Genomic DNA, 15,628 nt, shown 5'->3' on the forward strand with positions numbered 1-15,628 from the left:
GGGGGTATAGCTCAGTTGGGAGAGCGTCTGCTTTGCAAGCAGAATGTCGTCGGTTCGAGTCCGTCTACCTCCACTAGAGAAGCCTGAAGGAAAACTTCAAAAACGGAGTTGACGCCAGCCGCCGGCTCGCTATCCTTCTGCTCCTCGACCTGACAGCCGCCCTTCACCGGGCGATCAAAGGTCACCCAGCTCTGCTCCGTCAGAGCTTCTCGCTCCGCCTCGGTGGGGCACCTGGCTCCGCTCCGGCGGGGCAAGGAGAAACGATGAAAGTTTTTGAAACTTTCGATGATTCTCCGGTTGACGCCGCCACCTGGCGACGATAACTTTCCCGCTCGCTCGTGAGTGACCGGCTGAGACGCCAAGCGACAACGCTAAACGTCTTAACCGGCTGCCCACAGCAGCGTCCCGCAAAACGCCCACGGGCACAGTAGCGGAATTGATTTTTGACAATTTGGTTGTTTGGTAGTTGGCATCTGAATAAGAGCACCACACGTGACCAATGCACTTAGTGCAAGGTTGCGAGTGACAAGTTCAATAAAGAAGCGTCGCCAGCATATCTTTTGCCAATCGAAAGGTTGGCTAAAAAGTGTTGGCGTGTGAATTCTGACAGGATTCTGTGCGATGGTTTTGCCAAGTAGATGAGTGCAGCACACCAAGGGAACTGGAAACAGTTACTATTGATGTGTTCACGAAACTGCGACTGGCAAAGCTTACATGTGATATCGTTTCAGTCATTGGAAACGAAATTCAACAGATTCGAACAACTTTCCACGCAAGTTGGATCCTTCTGGGGTCTGGTTGGTGGGCTGAGTTTTCGAGTTCGGGATTTCGGTGGCCAAATGACGAAGGGCACATGGGGGATGTCTTGGCGTTAAGTGTTAGAAGGGCGTGGAAGTCTGCGAAATGCCCGGGGAAGTTGACAAACAAGCGATGATCCCGGGATTCCCGATTGCGGCCTGCTGAATCCATAGGCAGGTTCGTTACAACCTGGTGAACTGAAACATCTAAGTAACCAGAGGAACAGAAAGAAAAATCGATTCCGTCAGTAGCGGCGAGCGAAATCGGAATAGCCCAAACCGTGAGGGTTTCCCTCGCGGGGTTGTAGGACTCCAATATCGGATTGTGAAAGGTTAGCGGAAGCGTTTGGAAAGGCGCACCACAGGGGGTGACAGTCCCGTACGCGAAAACTTTTTCACACCGTAGGAGCACCTGAGTAGGCCCAGTCACGTGAAACCTGGGCTGAATCTGCGGGGACCATCCCGTAAGGCTAAATACTCCTTAACGACCGATAGCGTACCAGTAGCGTGAGTGAAGGGTGAGAAGAACCCCTGCTAGGGGAGGAATGTGAACCTGAAACCATGTGCCTACAAGCGGTCGGAGCACGTTAATGTGTGACGGCGTGCCTTTTGCATAATGATCCGGCGAGTTGTGGTAAACGGCTTGGTTAAGTCCTTACGGGACGAAGCCCAAGGGAAACCGAGTCTGAATAGGGCGATATGTCGTTTGCTGCAGACGCGAAAGCTGTGTGATCTACCCATGGGCAGGTTGAAGCGCGGGTTAAACTGCGTGGAGGACCGAACCCACTTAGGTTGAAAACTGAGGGGATGACCTGTGGGGAGGACTGAAAGTGTAATCAAACCAGCAGATAGCTCGTTCTCTCCGAAATATCTTGAGGGATAGCGTCGAGCCACTATTTACCGGGGGTAGAGATACTGAATCGGATGGGGGCCCTTCCCGGGGTACCCCACCGAACCAAACTCCGAATACCGGTAAAACTATCTCGGCAGTCAGTCCCTGGGGGATAAGCTCCAGGGTCGAGAGGGAAACAACCCAGATCGCCTGCTAAGGTCCCGAAGACATACTTAGTCACTAAGGAAGTTGAAGTGCCGTGACAGCTGGGATGTTGGCTTAGAAGCAGCCACCATTTAAAAAGTGCGTAACAGCTTACCAGTCGAGCATTTCTGCGCCGATAATGAACGGGAGTAAGTATGGCACCGAAGCAGCGGGCTCTAGTTTACTAGAGCGGTAGGAGAGCGTCGATGACCAGATACGAGCCGTACGGTAACGAGCGGTGTCGGGGTCATCGAGTGATTATGCCGGAATGAGTAACGATAAAACAGGTGAGAATCCTGTTCGCCGAAAGCCTAAGGTTTCCTGGGGAAGGCAATTCCGCCCAGGGTTAGCCGGTCCCTTAGTCGAGGCCGAAAGGCGTAGACGATGGATAGCAGGTCAACATTCCTGCGCCGGTTGTGTATCCGATGTGGGGACGGCGTCCAGAAAGTGAGCGGTACGAATAGAAATGTCCGTAGCGAAAGCTGAGAGATCCAGGGTTAAAATACTGGTGTTTATCAAGGCTTAGCTCGAGAGCGTTTAAGTTCTCGAAGTCACTGGAAGGACGTCCAAGAAAAGCCACTAGGTTAAGCAACTGACCGTACTAAAACTGACACAGGTAGGCGAGATGAGAATTCTAAGGCGCTCGGGAGAACGGTGGTTAAGGAACTCTGCAAAATGGCCCCGTAAGTTCGCGATAAGGGGCGCCCACGAGAGTGGGCCACAGAAAATCGGCTCTAACGACTGTTTATCAAAAACACAGGTCTCTGCTAACACGCAAGTGGATGTATAGAGACTGACGCCTGCCCGGTGCTGGTAGGTTAAGGAAGATTGTTAGCATTAGCGAAGCAAGCGACCGAAGCCCCAGTAAACGGCGGCCCTAACTATGAGGGTCCTAAGGTAGCGAAGTTCCTTGTCGGGTAAGTTCCGACCTGCATGAAAGGCGTAACGATTTGAGCACTGTCTCAACCACCGACCCGGTGAAATTGTAGTTGTGGTGAAGATGCCACATACCCGCGGTTAGACGGAAAGACCCCGTGAACCTTTACTGTAGGCTGATATTGGGTTGAGATATGTCTTGTGTAGGATAGCTGGGAGGCTTTGAAACCGGCACGCTAGTGTTGGTGGAGCCGTTGTTGAAATACCAGCCTGGTCATATTTTAATTCTAACGTTGATCCCTTGAATCAGGGCAACGGACAGTGTCAGTCGGGCAGTTTGACTGGGGCGGTCTCCTCCCAAAGAGTAACGGAGGAGTGCAAAGGTACACTCAGCCTGGTTGGCAATCAGGCGAAGAGCGTAAAGGTAAAAGTGTGCTTAACTGCGAGACCCATAAGTCGAGCAGATACGAAAGTAGGCCTTAGTGATCCGGTAATCCCGAATGGAAGGGTTATCGCTCATCAGATAAAAGGTACTCCGGGGATAACAGGCTTATCGCATCCGAGCGTCCACAGCGGCGATGCGGTTTGGCACCTCGATGTCGGCTCATCACATCCTGGGGGTGTAGAAGCTCCCAAGGGTTTGGCTGTTCGCCAATGAAAGTGGTACGTGAGCTGGGTTCAGACCGTCGTGAGACAGGTCGGTCCCTATCTGCCGTGGGCGTTCGAATCTTGATGGGATTCAACTTTAGTACGAGAGGATTTAGTTGGACGAAGCTCTGGTGTACCAGTTGTCGCGCTAGCGGCACGGCTGGATAGCTAACTTCGGAAAGGATAAACGCTGAAAGCATCTAAGCGTGAAGCCCGCCCAGAGATTAGGATTCGTAGACATTTGTCGAAAGCCCCCAGGAAGACGACCTGGTTGATAGGCTGGACGTGTAAGCACGGTAACGTGTTAAGCTAACCAGTACTAACGGGCAAAAGTTTGGCCATCGATATCCCGCACTCGAGAGACTGTCGGTTTTTACAAACGCTTCTCGAACGTGCTCTGCCATACTACCAAACAACTCGGCCACGGCGGCGGTGTAATATCCCCGTCGTGGTCTTTCCGGCGACTATATCGGAAAGGTTCTACCTGTTTCCATCCCGAACACAGCAGTCAAGCTTTTCGAGCCGATGATAGTGCACACCAGCGTGAAAGTAGGTATTGCCGGATTTTTTAAAAGCCTTGGATGGTTCGCCATCCAAGGCTTTTTTTATGCGCCCATCACACCGCGTACGGCTCCGCCCCCGGGCGACCCGATAGTGTGCAACCATCCGATCGATTCCTCGACTTTCGGATAAGTAGGCGGACCAGTCTTCTGTCGTCTATTGCCCCGAGGCGTAGGTTTCGAAGTTGCGCTTCTGCCCGAGGCATTGTTTTTTTGGTAACCAGACGCGTGAGCGAGGCGATGTCAACATCGTTTTCCCCTCGCTCACGCGTCGGGTTACCAAATGTGCCCCGCTTCAAAACGCGGATGCGAGTAATGAGCCGGCGAAGAACGCGGTTTCTCGCTCACGCGTCCGGTTGCCATTTGTCGCAAACCTATCCGTCTGCTTAGAAGACAACGGGCGACAGAGCTATTCAGAGAACAGTTCGTCGTTGCCCGCGATTCATCCTACGGCGCCCACCGCCTTCGCTCCCGCAACGATCGCTGCGGTTTCGATTCGCAAAATTGAATGCCCCAGTGCCAAAGCCTTGAATCCGTGGGCGGTGGCCATTGAGATCTCGGCATCAGTGAACCCACCCTCGGGACCGATAAGTACGCAGATCCGGTCACTCTTCATCCAGGCCTCTTGACTAGGTTCATCCCCTCGTGGATCCGCAATCCAACGCCAATTCTCGTCGGCACAACTCGTGAACTCCTTAAGGCCTTGGGGAGAGCTCAACTGCATCAAGTGGTTTCGCCCCGACTGCTTGCATGACTCGATGACGGTGCGGCGAAGTTTGTGCAAGGTGGACTCTGACTCGGGACGCTGTGATCTTTCCGCCGTAATCGGAATGACCGTATCGATCCCCAATTCTGTCAGACTTTCGATCATCCGCTTGCAGCGATCCCCCTTTGGAAATGCGATTCCCATCTTCACCATTCGCTGCTTCACCTGTGTTTCCGACGGCGCATGCAACAATTGACATTGGCAAGTTTTTCGGTTGACCAGGATGACCTCGGCCGTGGCAATTCGCCCGCCGCCGTCGAACAGCTGAAGCTGATCACCGGGTTTCACACGCATCACGCGGATCGCATGACTGGCCTCGGTGTCATCCAGCGAAAAATTCGCACCGGCAACTTGTGGAAGGTCCGGTTGGTAGTAGCGTCGGGTCATTGAAGTTGCTGGTCGGCAATGGGTTGCGGGCGACGATCGAACGACGGCGTGAATCGACATCGCTCGAAGATTCAAGCCGCGCGGTGGCGCGACCCGATAATGGAAGAATCGAAAAGCGCCGGACACCGCAGGCAGGAAGCCGAGATTCCGTATGGATTATCTAAAGCATTGGTCATTGCATTCCAACCCGTTTGGACGCTGTGCAGAAGTGGGGTTCTTTGCCGGAACTCCACAGCGTGAAGTGATCGCTCGGTTCCATTGCCTCGTCAGCGGGGCAATGGTGGGTGGATTATTGATGGCTGAAGACGGGTGTGGACAAACATCGTTGTTGCGTCATCTGTCGCAAAGCACGGGTTTTGGCGACACCGCAGTGCAAATGATCATGACCGCCGGTCAGGTTGATTCCCCTGATGCTCCGTGGCAGCGGATCGCGCATCAGCTTCGGTTGCAGACAACACCGTCCAAGGTGCCGGGAAAAGTGATCGATCAGATCCGCAGTCTGGGCCGGCAAGGAGTTCGCACCATTTGGATGATCGACGATTGCGACCGCCAAACCGCGGAAGTTGCCGGCGAATTGATTCGTCGTGAATCCGATTTGACCATTGTTTTGGGTGTCAACGGCGAATCAGCACGCGATTGTTGTCTTGCGTTGGGACAGGTTCCGCTGCGAATGGAATTGCCCGCGTTTTCGCTGGAAGATTCTTGTCGCTACGTCCGGTGGGCGATGGAATCGGTGGTTGCGGGAGGTCGAACAAGCGAACATTCGCTTCCCTTCACCGATACGGCACTCGTTCGCTTGCACGAATTGGGCGAAGGACGCATCGGCTGGATCGGCCGGGTAGCCGAGTTGGCTTTGATGATCGGTTCGGCCCATCAATTGAAAACAATCGACGTGGGGTTGTTGGAATCGGTGCAGTCCGAGTTGGTCCGTGCGGCGTAAACATTTGTGTCTTGGCCGAGGGCCAACCACCGCTAGAACAAAATTTACTTGGCCGTTCGCGACAAAATTCGGTGGGTGATTCCGGGAAAAATTCGGTCCGCCCAAACCAACGCTTTCCCGCCCACGCTGCAAACGACTTCGCGTCGTCGTCGTACGATTGCGTGAAACATTGCCCGGGCGACCTTTTCTGGTGGCCAAGATCCGACACTGACCGAACGCTGGGCCGGATCCGAATCGATCAGCGAATCAAAAAATTCGCTTCTTGTGGTACTCGGGCTGACCAACGTCGATCGCAGAACGGTTCCACGCAGTTCGGCACAGATCGCATCATGCCAACCATGCAGGGCGAACTTGCTGGCGCAGTATTCGCTTTTGTTGGGCACGCCACAGTGTCCAAGGACGCTTCCCACGTGGCATACGACCGGGTTTTGACCCCGCAACAGCGAAGGCAAACACCTGCGGGTCCATTCGGTGGCGGCAAAAAAGTTGACTTCCATGATGCGGCGGAGTCGGTCCGGAGAAGCGTCAATGAAAGGTCCGATGGCACCAATCCCGGCGTTATTGACAAGCAGATCCAGCTGATCGCCGCTCCAGTCCTGGACCGTTTGGATGGCCGAATCACACGTTTGGCCCAATGTGATATCGCCCGGCACCAAACGGACCGAACCCTTGGGGCAATCGTGAAGCAACTGTTCCAGTTTGTCCGCACGCCGGGCCACCGCGACGACGCGACACCCCTTGGATGTCACCAGGCGACAGAACTGATAGCCGACTCCGCTGCTTGCCCCCGTGACAATGGCGGTACTGCCATCGGGGTTCCACCGCGTCCACATTCAACAGCACTCCCAGTGAACAATCACAACGGTGGATGGAAAAAAGCCCAGGTGAAGCGGTGACGACCGAGCGAAGGCTTCAATGGTCAGGCAACTTCGCCGCTGGACCTGGGGATTTCGGTGTCAAAGGACTCATTGCCCATCGGCGGCAAATCGTGGTTGGCGGGACCCCCGATCGATTCGTCGGTGATGTCACGATCATCCTCCTTCGCAGTCAAGCCGCCGGACTCAAATCGTTGCACCGGAGTGATCTCCAAGGCCCATCGATGAACCGGGCCCATCGCCCCGGCCGGCATGCGGACGTGAATCTGCACTTTGTCCGTTTCAAAGTCGCGAGCCTTCACTTCGCCCTTGGACGCCAAGTACGCCAGAAGTTTTCCATCGGCGGGATCGGCCGTCACTTTTAGGTCCAAGAATTCCCTTCCCAGCACCTGCCCCACTGCTTCAGTCAATGCATCCATTCCTTTGCCTTGCCGCGCACTGACTGGAATTGCATTGGGGTAGCGATCAAGCACTCGATTCAACTGTATTGGTGAATCGATCATGTCAATCTTGTTCAACAACAGCAGCGTTCGCTTCTCTTCGATCCCCAATTCTTCCAAGACGGCATAGACCGATGAGATCTGTTGGAAAACGTTGGGATGACTCGCGTCGGCGACATGCAGAAGCAATTCCGCTTGCCGAGTTTCTTCCAACGTCGACTTGAAACTAGCGACCAACGAGTGTGGCAGGTCTCGGATAAACCCGACCGTATCACTCAACAGAACCGTGCCCCAACCGGGAATGGCCCAGCGACGGGTTCGGGTGTCCAGCGTTGCAAACAGCTTATCCGCGGCTTCCACGTCGGCTTCGGTCAGCCGATTCATCAACGTGCTTTTGCCGGCGTTTGTGTAGCCGACCAATGACACCGTGGGGGCTTCCTTACGCGACGCCACCTGGACTTCCCGTCGACGTTCGACCTTGGATAGTTCCGCTCTCAGGTCACGGATTCGCTTTTGCGCCAGACGCCGGTCGACTTCCAATTGTTTTTCACCGGGGCCACGCATCCCCACGCCCATGGATTGACGCGAAAGGTGCGTCCACATTCGTTTCAAACGCGGCAGCGAATACTCCAACTGCGCCAATTCGATCGCCAAGCGTGATTCATGGGTACGGGCCCCCGCGGCAAAGATGTCCAGAATCAACTCGGTTCGGTCAAGCACTTTAGCCTTGACCTCTTTTTCCAAGTTCCGCACTTGCGCGGGCGACAGGTCATTGTCGAAGATGACCACATCCGCGTCATGTTCTTGGACCAGCGTCCGCAACTCCTCGACCTTTCCTTTTCCTAAATAAGTCGAATGACTCGGATTGGGGCGTCGCTGGATCAATTCGTCCACGACTTCGGTCCCGGCGGTGATCGCCAGCCCATGCAGTTCTTCCAGTGGATCGTCATCGACCGTTTGGTCCGGCAAAATCAGCCTTGCCAGAATGCTTTTTTCCGGTTCGTCAAACGACTGGTTACGTGGTTCACGATAGGTAGAAATCGATGACTCCTGGGGTTTTCGAGGACGCCGCCATTATAGACGCGTCCGAGCATTTGGCGATGTCGCCGTCGGATACCGGTCGGCGACGCAGATACTTTTTAGACGCTTGATTCGCCCGAGGGGTTCGGACGCGCCACCCCTCGTGACGTTTCGACCGGGTATTTTGCGGCGTTTTTCACCATTTTTTGCCGCAGGGTTTGATCTAAATCCAGGTTCATCACGTTCGCCAGTGATAGCAGATAGGCCAGGCAATCCGCTATTTCCTCGCCAATTTCATCACGGTTTTCAGGTTGTCCGATGACCGCGTCTGCTTCGTCCTGTGTCAGCCACTGAAAATGCTCCATCAGTTCGGCTGCCTCGATCGACAGCGACATCGCAAGATTCTTCGGGTTATGAAACGTGAGCCATTCCCGTTCGCTGACAAAACGATCGACCACCTGTTTCAGTTCGGCGATCGTGGTGTTTTCGTCACTCATTGGAATCATTCATACAATTTGAAGTCAACGATTTCGGCCAACATGAAGGGCCGCACGACGATTTGACCGCCTCGGTGGGCACCCAGGTCTTATTGCCCAAACGGAATCGTCGCCATGACTTGGTACGTGGGGCCACCGCGATCCAGAAAGCTGGCCATCAACAGGGCGCGATCGGCGGTCATGGTTCCTAGATGAACGTCCTGCTGTGCCCGCAGGCGGCGCAGAACGTCATCGTTGGCGCGACGCGACGTCTTGCGAACACGCCCCAAGGTCAGGTGAGGCACATAGTCACGTGCCTCCGGTTTGAACCCTAATTCCGCCATGGCCTTTTCAAGCGAAGCGACCATCTGAACCAATGTTTGCGTCGGGTCATCCACCCCCGCACATAAAACGCGAGCCTTCAAATCCGAGGGCAGGGCCATGGTTCCACGAAACAACAGCGGAAACGCGTCCACTTGTGACACCACCGAACGGATCGCTTCGCAAACGACCGGCACCTGACGATTGTCCACGTCGCCCAAAAATTTCAAAGTCAGATGCAAGTTTTCCGCTGGCACCCAACGAATACCATCCTGTTCTTGCTGCAACGATCTCAGCAGTTTGACGGCCGATCGTTCGACCGGTTTTTCCAATGGAACAGCAATAAAGGATCGGATCAATTGCATCGGGCGCGGCGTGATGGACGCCGGAACTAAGTTGCGGAATACGATTGGACACGATGCAAGGCCCGCCACGCTGTCAGGCCCCAATTTGCGCATCTGTGGGTCGATCGTAACAGCTTTTGTTTTCGGACCAATCCCCGTCGATCACAGCCGAATCGACCGGGTGTCGATCCCCATCGATGGCAGGCGATACACTGTGGACCAAGCCACCTGCCCGTCAACAGCCCAGCAACCGGGGCGATTTCGTATCGGCGGCCCCATCAACCGATCGGCTTTGATGCCCAGTGATCCCAACGAAACGGTTTACGACATCCGCGGATTGACCAAGATCTATCCGATGGGCGAAGTCGAGGTCCACGCCCTGCGTGGCGTGAATCTGCGGATTCCTGAGAGTGAATTCGTTGTCTTGCTAGGCCCCAGCGGCAGCGGCAAAAGCACCTTGCTGAACATCATGGGCGGATTGGACGTTCCGACCGACGGCGAAGTCCGTTACCGCGATCTGGACATGACACGCGCGGACGCCAACCGATTGACGTGGTTCCGACGAGAATCCGTTGGTTTCGTCTTCCAGTTCTACAACCTGATTCCCAGTCTGACGGCACGCGAAAATGTCAGTCTGGTGACCGACATCGCCACCGATCCGATGACCGCCGAAGAAGCGTTGGACATTGTGGGGCTGTCCGATCGTTTGGACCATTTCCCCAGTCAGCTTTCCGGAGGACAACAACAGCGGGTGGCCATCGCCCGGGCCATCGCCAAAAGACCCGATGTCCTTTTATGCGATGAACCCACCGGTGCATTGGACGCTCATACGGGAATCACTGTTTTGGAGGCGATTTCCAACATCAATGCAGAATTAGGGACGACGACGGCCGTGATCACACACAACGCGGCGATTGGTCAGATCGCCGACCGAATTGTGTCCATGCGAGATGGTGTGATTGTCGATGAAACGCGCAATTCCACCAAAGCGCCCGTGTCATCGATGTCCTGGTGATTGGCGATGCGTAGTCTGCATCGAAAGATGTTTCGTGAACTTTGGCAAAGCAGAGGTCAATCGCTTGCCATTGCCGCAGTGATCGCCAGTGGCGTTGCGGTGTTTGTGATGTCGTTGGGAACCCTGCGATTCTTGCTGGACACACGCGACGCTTACTACGATCGCTATCGTTTCGCCGATCTATTCGTCACCGTCAATCGGGCTCCGGTGCATCTTGCCGAAACGGTCGCCTTGTTTCCCGGCGTCGCTCGCGTGCAGTCCAGAATCGTCAGCGACGTCACATTGGACGTTCCCGGCTTGGCCGAACCCGCGGTCGGTCGCATCATTTCGCTGCCAGACCGGCGGCCATTGCCGTTGAACAACCTGCACCTGAAAGACGGGCGTTTTCCCGATCCACAACGCCCGGACGAAGTTTTGGTCAGTGCGGCGTTTGTGGATGCGAACAATCTCAGAATCGGCGATCGAATCTCCGCGATCATCAACGAACGTCTTCAAGAACTGGTTGTCGTGGGTGTGGCATTGTCACCGGAATATGTTTTCGAAATTCGCGGCGGCGATCTCTTGCCCGACAACCGACGATTCGGTGTGTTGTGGCAACCCGAACGCCACGTCGAGGCCGCATTCGACATGGACGGCGCCTTCAACAGCCTTGCCATTCAAGTTCAACGCGGGGGCAATATCGAGGATATCAAAGCCAGGCTGGACCGGTTGCTTGAACCTTATGGAAGCGTCGGCGCGATCGACCGAACCCAGCAACTGTCGGCTCGCTTTCTGGATGACGAAATACGATCACTTCGCAGCACCGGATTGATTTCGCCGATCATTTTCTTGTCCGTCGCGGCGTTCCTGTTGAACTTGGTCGCATCGCGTCGGGTCGCGACGCAACGCGGCATCATCGCATCGTTGAAAGCATTCGGGTACACCAATCGCGAAATCGGATGGCACTACCTTCAACCCGCGTTGATGGTGGCGGCGATGGCCGCGGTGACCGGTTCGTTTCTCGGATACTGGATGGGCGGCGGCCTGGCAAAGTTGTACATGGAATTCTATCGGTTCCCGACCTTTGTTTACCAACCTGACTTTCGCGTCATCGCGTTGGCGATTGTGATTGCTTTGGCGGCAGCGGTGATCGGATCGTTGCGGTCGGTCTACCGTGCGATTGACTTTCAACCGGCCGAAGCGATGCGTCCCGAAGCCCCCAAGGTGTACCGTCGTTCTTGGCTGGAGCGTCTGGGGCTTTCGCATTGGTTCCCCGTGGTCGTGCGGATGATCGTGCGAACCATCGAACGCAAATCGGTCAGCGCCGCGATGTCGTCACTTGGCATCGCCGCGGCCGTGTCCGTGGTGGTGATGAGCGGTTTTTTCCAGGACGCGTTGGATGAACTGATTCGCTTTCAGTTCTGGCAATCACAGCGACATGACATTCAACTGGTGTTCACGCAAACCACATCGCCGGACGTCCTGGACGACTTGCGACACATGCCCGGGGTGCAACACGTCGAACCCATGCGTGCCGTGGCCGTTCATCTGCGGCACCGGCATCATGATTACAGGACCAGCATTTTGGGCTTGGAACCCAATGGTTTGCTTTATCGTTTGCTTCGCCCCGATGGCCAGCAGGTCACGATTCCCGATCACGGAATCGTTGTCAGCGACGCACTGGCGGAACGTTTGGATGTCCGTGCTGGAGATTTGATTCACGTTCAAGTGTTGGAGGGCCAGCGTCCGAGTCGCGATCTGGTCGTCAGCATGGTGACGAAAGAATACGCGGGCATGAACGCTTACATGGACCGTCAAACACTGAATCGCTTGATGAGCGAGACCGACGCCGTGTCGGCAGCCTTCTTGACCGTCGATTCGCGTCACCAAGCGACGCTATATCAAGACTTCAAGCAAACACCGCGAGTCGCTGCGGTGTCGGTCAAACGTGCGACTGTGGAACAGTTCGATGAAACCATCGCCAAGAATCAAAACACCATGCTTTCGTTCACATTGCTGTTTGCAGGAATCATTGCGGTCGGGGTGGTTTACAACACCGCCAGGATCGCCGTCGACGAACGCGCTCGTGAACTGGCAACCTTGCGAGTGATCGGATTCACACGCGGCGAAGTGTCGACGATCCTGTTGGGCGAACTTGCATTGATCACGCTTGCGGCGATTCCATTGGGTTGGGCGATCGGATATGGCTTCTGTTACGCGATGGTCAAAGGCTTTGAATCCGAATCCTTTCGAATCCCATTGACAATCACCGTCGCCAGTTATGCGCGGTCGGCACTGCTGGTCACGCTGGCGTCGGCAATCAGCGGCCTGATCGTGCGGCGCCGACTGGACCATTTGGACTTGGTCGACGTTTTGAAAAGCCGCGAGTAATCACCGTTTCATTTGGACGAGCCGTTTCAATTATGTCATTCGCGAAAAAGATCGTTCTGTGGTCCATCGTCCTGGCGTTGCTGGGCGGTGCCGGATATTTCGCATTGTCGCCGCGTCCCGTGATGGTCGACACCGAAGTGCTTCAAATTGGATCGTTGACCGTATCGATCGAAGACGACGGGGTCACTCGGATTCGTGAACGCTACGTCGTTTCGGCGCCTCTTTCCAGCCGATTGCTGCGTATCACCTGGGATGTAGGCGACGAAGTTCTGTCCGACCAGACCGTCTTGGCTCGCTTGGAACCGACCAACCCGCAACTGCTGGATCCGCGCGAAGTCGCCCAAGCTCAGGCACGCATCCGGGCGGCCGAACAGCGACTGGAAACGGCCAAGGCCGAACTATCGCAGTCGGAAGCCGAACTGCAGTTTGCCGAGCGAGAAATGGGCCGCCTGAGAAAGTTGCTGTCCGCCAATGCAACATCGCAAACGGAATTTGAACAAAAGGAATTGCAGTTCCGCCAACTGACCGAAAAAGTCCGCGCAGCAACGTTCGGCGTCGATATCGCGGAGTATGAATTGGAGCTTCAACGTGCCGCATTGATTCTGACCGAATCGCCCGAAGACAGCGGTAAAGCAATGGCGTTGGAGATTCGTGCGCCGATCAACGGACGGGTGCTGAGAATCTATGAAGAAAGCACGACGGTGGTCACCGCGGGCCAGCCGTTGATGGAACTTGGTGACCCCAGCGATTTGGAAGTCGTCGTCGATGTGCTATCACGCGATGCCGTTCGCATTTCCGCGGGCGATCACGTCATCATGAACCAATGGGGCGGCGCAGATCCGCTTCACGGCGTCGTGCGTCTCATCGAACCCTCAGGGTTCACCAAAGTTTCCGCACTGGGAGTCGAAGAACAACGAGTCAACGTGATCGTGGATTTCGCCGACCCAAGTGGAAACCCCGCCATGTTGGGCGACAACTTTCGCGTGGACTGCCAGATCGTGACGTGGAGTACGGACGAGACGCTGGTTGTTCCCACCAGCGCCCTTTATCGCGACGGCCCCCAATGGATGCTGTTCCGTGTCGAAGGCGGACGGGCAGTCTCAGCCGCCGTGCAAATCGGCAAAAACAATGGCATGAAAGCTGAAATCATCTCCGGTGCAAACCCTGGTGACCAAGTGATCGTCTACCCGAGTGATGAAGTATCCGATGGCGTGCTGGTCCACCAACGATAAGATTTCCGATGTCGTCCTTCCGCGTCTGTTCTTCCTCTGGTGACCAACGCTTGCCATGAAGACAAGCCCAATAGCCGACAGCGTTCCCCCGTTCCTACCGCATCCATTGTGGCGGGGTGGTCATCTACAGACGTTAGCGACGCTGCGTTCAGGCCAGTCGCCCATTTTGAGACCGATTCGCCATCTGGTTCCAACTCGCGACGACGACACCATTGTCCTACACGAAGACTTGCCTACGTTGCCGGATGATGAATCGCGACTTGATATCGCCGGGCCGACGCCGTCCGTTTTGCTGGTTCATGGTCTTTGTGGTTGCCATCGATCGTCCTACATGGTGCGGATCGCTGACCGGCTGACACGGAGAGGCATCCGAGTGTTTCGGATGGACCAACGTGGATGCGGTGCCGCAACCAAGCTTTCGAATCAAATCACCCACGCGGGCCGCAGTGATGACTGTGCCGACGCGTTGGACTACATCGCGTCGCGAACCGACGGTCCCTTGGGCGTGGCGGGGTTTTCGATGGGCGGCAACCAGGTGCTTCGGATGCTAGGACATCGATCAGAGCACCATTCGTCCGATCTTTTTGATCGACTATTTGCGGCCTTCGTTGTTGCTCCACCAGTGGACCTGGCACGCTGCAGTCGGCACATGTTGACGGGTCTGCGTCGCATCTACAGCCGGTATTTTTTAAAACGCTTGCTGCGTGGGCTTCCGCACGTCGCCCGGCGTCACCAATGGGTCGATGACTTGTTGGCGACCGCCCCACCCAAAACGCTGTGGGATTTTGACGACCGGCTGACCGCACCGCTGGCAGGATTCGAGGACGCAAGGCATTACTACGAAACCTGTTCGGCCCGCCGGGTCACCCGATCGATTCGCACGCCGACATGCTTGGTCGCCGCGATCGATGACCCGATCGTTCCGCTCACCTGTTTCCAAGGTGACCAGGCAGCAGAATTTTCAACTTCGGTCCAGCAAGTGTTGGTGCCCGGCGGTGGGCACTTGGGTTTTGTCGACCGCCGGGGAAATTGCTGGACCGACGGTGTCGCGGAGACCTATTTTTCAACCCAATTCGGGGTCGGCTCGATATCGTCGGCCACGGGCGAACCCTGATCCTTGCGACCGCTGCCTTCCAATCGACTGATCAGACGCACGGACATGTCGTGATCACAGGCGATTTGGCAGCTGAGCCGTACACCAGGCTGGTCGACTTCACGGACTTTTAACGTTTCTTTTTCCGCGGCGGTCATTTTGTCCGGTTCGCCGTCCAAAAATTCGACGCGACACGTCGTGCATCGGCTGACGCCGCCACAGGCGTGCAATTGATCCGTCCCGGCGTCGTCGACCAGAGCCTTGATCAACCGCTTTCCAGGGGCGACTTCGAATTCGCCCACGCCTTCGATCGTCAATTTTGGCATCGCTGTTACCTCGTGCTGATGGGAATCGGTGGTGCGGGATCGATGGCAAAAAACTGGTCGATCCCAGCGGAAGACCGAACACTGTAGTGTCCGGTGTGGCGGTGCA

Annotated in this window: 11 protein-coding genes, 1 tRNA gene and 2 rRNA genes; 8 read left to right on the forward strand and 6 right to left on the reverse strand. The window is 55.6% G+C overall.

Translation table 11 applies throughout. From position 1 onward, the window contains the following. From Mal65_RS19205 to rrf, 3 genes are all read left to right on the forward strand, one after another. Positions 1-73 (forward strand) — tRNA-Ala (locus Mal65_RS19205). Between the two features lie 760 nt (positions 74-833). Then, positions 834-3,699 (forward strand): 23S ribosomal RNA (locus Mal65_RS19210). 114 nt (positions 3,700-3,813) lie between these two features. After that, positions 3,814-3,922: ribosomal RNA gene (gene rrf / locus Mal65_RS19215) — 5S ribosomal RNA — on the forward strand. A 437-nt stretch (positions 3,923-4,359) separates the two neighbouring features. On the opposite strand, the gene Mal65_RS19220 is transcribed toward rrf, so the two are convergent. Further along, positions 4,360-5,070 carry an RsmE family RNA methyltransferase gene (locus Mal65_RS19220; protein WP_165701386.1) on the reverse strand — a complete coding sequence of 237 codons (711 nt, stop codon included), beginning with the start codon at positions 5,068-5,070 and terminating at the stop codon, positions 4,360-4,362. Positions 5,071-5,221: 151 nt separating this feature from the next. Here Mal65_RS19220 and Mal65_RS19225 point away from each other — a divergent pair, with 151 nt between their 5' ends. Next, positions 5,222-6,010 (forward strand): hypothetical protein, encoded by a 789-nt coding sequence (locus tag Mal65_RS19225; RefSeq protein ID WP_145301262.1) that lies wholly within the window; start codon positions 5,222-5,224, stop codon positions 6,008-6,010. A gap of 44 nt (positions 6,011-6,054) precedes the next feature. Here Mal65_RS19225 and Mal65_RS19230 read toward each other — a convergent pair whose 3' ends face one another. The 4 genes from Mal65_RS19230 to thpR all read right to left on the reverse strand — a co-directional run bounded on the left by Mal65_RS19230 (position 6,055) and on the right by thpR (position 9,507). After that, a complete protein-coding gene (locus tag Mal65_RS19230; protein WP_145301264.1) occupies positions 6,055-6,843 on the reverse strand; it encodes an SDR family NAD(P)-dependent oxidoreductase in 789 nt (262 codons plus the stop codon). Positions 6,844-6,929: 86 nt separating this feature from the next. Beyond that, on the reverse strand, positions 6,930-8,366 hold the full coding sequence (hflX, locus tag Mal65_RS19235; RefSeq protein ID WP_145301267.1) for a GTPase HflX: 1,437 nt from the start codon (positions 8,364-8,366) through the stop codon (positions 6,930-6,932). Between the two features lie 98 nt (positions 8,367-8,464). Continuing rightward, entirely contained in the window at positions 8,465-8,803 is a 339-nt protein-coding gene (locus tag Mal65_RS19240) for a nucleotide pyrophosphohydrolase (RefSeq protein WP_196784303.1), read from the reverse strand. Positions 8,804-8,931: 128 nt separating this feature from the next. Next, complete coding sequence (gene thpR, locus Mal65_RS19245; protein WP_145301273.1) at positions 8,932-9,507, reverse strand: RNA 2',3'-cyclic phosphodiesterase; 576 nt, start codon at positions 9,505-9,507, stop codon at positions 8,932-8,934. A 274-nt stretch (positions 9,508-9,781) separates the two neighbouring features. Between thpR and Mal65_RS19250 the strand changes: the two genes are divergently transcribed. Genes Mal65_RS19250 through Mal65_RS19265 form a run of 4 tightly spaced genes read left to right on the forward strand, consistent with a single transcriptional unit; the run spans position 9,782 to position 15,217 of the window. Further along, on the forward strand, positions 9,782-10,501 hold the full coding sequence (locus Mal65_RS19250) for an ABC transporter ATP-binding protein (protein WP_145301276.1): 720 nt from the start codon (positions 9,782-9,784) through the stop codon (positions 10,499-10,501). 6 nt (positions 10,502-10,507) lie between these two features. Beyond that, entirely contained in the window at positions 10,508-12,871 is a 2,364-nt protein-coding gene (locus tag Mal65_RS19255; RefSeq protein WP_145301278.1) for an ABC transporter permease, read from the forward strand. A gap of 32 nt (positions 12,872-12,903) precedes the next feature. Next, the gene (locus Mal65_RS19260; protein ID WP_145301281.1) at positions 12,904-14,103 is read left to right on the forward strand and encodes an efflux RND transporter periplasmic adaptor subunit; all 1,200 of its coding nucleotides are present in this window, start codon (positions 12,904-12,906) and stop codon (positions 14,101-14,103) included. Between the two features lie 55 nt (positions 14,104-14,158). Beyond that, on the forward strand, positions 14,159-15,217 hold the full coding sequence (locus Mal65_RS19265; RefSeq protein WP_145301284.1) for a YheT family hydrolase: 1,059 nt from the start codon (positions 14,159-14,161) through the stop codon (positions 15,215-15,217). On the opposite strand, the gene Mal65_RS19270 is transcribed toward Mal65_RS19265, so the two are convergent. After that, positions 15,160-15,522 (reverse strand): 2Fe-2S iron-sulfur cluster-binding protein, encoded by a 363-nt coding sequence (locus tag Mal65_RS19270; protein WP_145301287.1) that lies wholly within the window; start codon positions 15,520-15,522, stop codon positions 15,160-15,162. The two genes, Mal65_RS19265 and Mal65_RS19270, sit on opposite strands and share 58 nt — an antisense overlap. Positions 15,523-15,628 lie beyond the last annotated feature (106 nt).

It is taken from the genome of Crateriforma conspicua (assembly GCF_007752935.1).
Taxonomy (GTDB): Bacteria; Planctomycetota; Planctomycetia; order Pirellulales; family Pirellulaceae; genus Crateriforma; species Crateriforma conspicua.

What these genes read in the sequence shown, in the direction of transcription:
- Mal65_RS19250 (WP_145301276.1), top strand. Translation starts at nt 9,782, where the DNA reads ATGCCCAGTGATCCCAACGAAACGGTTTACGACATCCGCGGATTGACC.
- Mal65_RS19230 (WP_145301264.1), bottom strand. Translation starts at nt 6,843, where the DNA reads ATGTGGACGCGGTGGAACCCCGATGGCAGTACCGCCATTGTCACGGGG.
- Mal65_RS19265 (WP_145301284.1), top strand. Translation starts at nt 14,159, where the DNA reads ATGAAGACAAGCCCAATAGCCGACAGCGTTCCCCCGTTCCTACCGCAT.
- Mal65_RS19225 (WP_145301262.1), top strand. Translation starts at nt 5,222, where the DNA reads ATGGATTATCTAAAGCATTGGTCATTGCATTCCAACCCGTTTGGACGC.
- Mal65_RS19270 (WP_145301287.1), bottom strand. Translation starts at nt 15,522, where the DNA reads ATGCCAAAATTGACGATCGAAGGCGTGGGCGAATTCGAAGTCGCCCCT.
- thpR (WP_145301273.1), bottom strand. Translation starts at nt 9,507, where the DNA reads ATGCAATTGATCCGATCCTTTATTGCTGTTCCATTGGAAAAACCGGTC.
- Mal65_RS19255 (WP_145301278.1), top strand. Translation starts at nt 10,508, where the DNA reads ATGCGTAGTCTGCATCGAAAGATGTTTCGTGAACTTTGGCAAAGCAGA.
- Mal65_RS19260 (WP_145301281.1), top strand. Translation starts at nt 12,904, where the DNA reads ATGTCATTCGCGAAAAAGATCGTTCTGTGGTCCATCGTCCTGGCGTTG.
- Mal65_RS19220 (WP_165701386.1), bottom strand. Translation starts at nt 5,070, where the DNA reads ATGACCCGACGCTACTACCAACCGGACCTTCCACAAGTTGCCGGTGCG.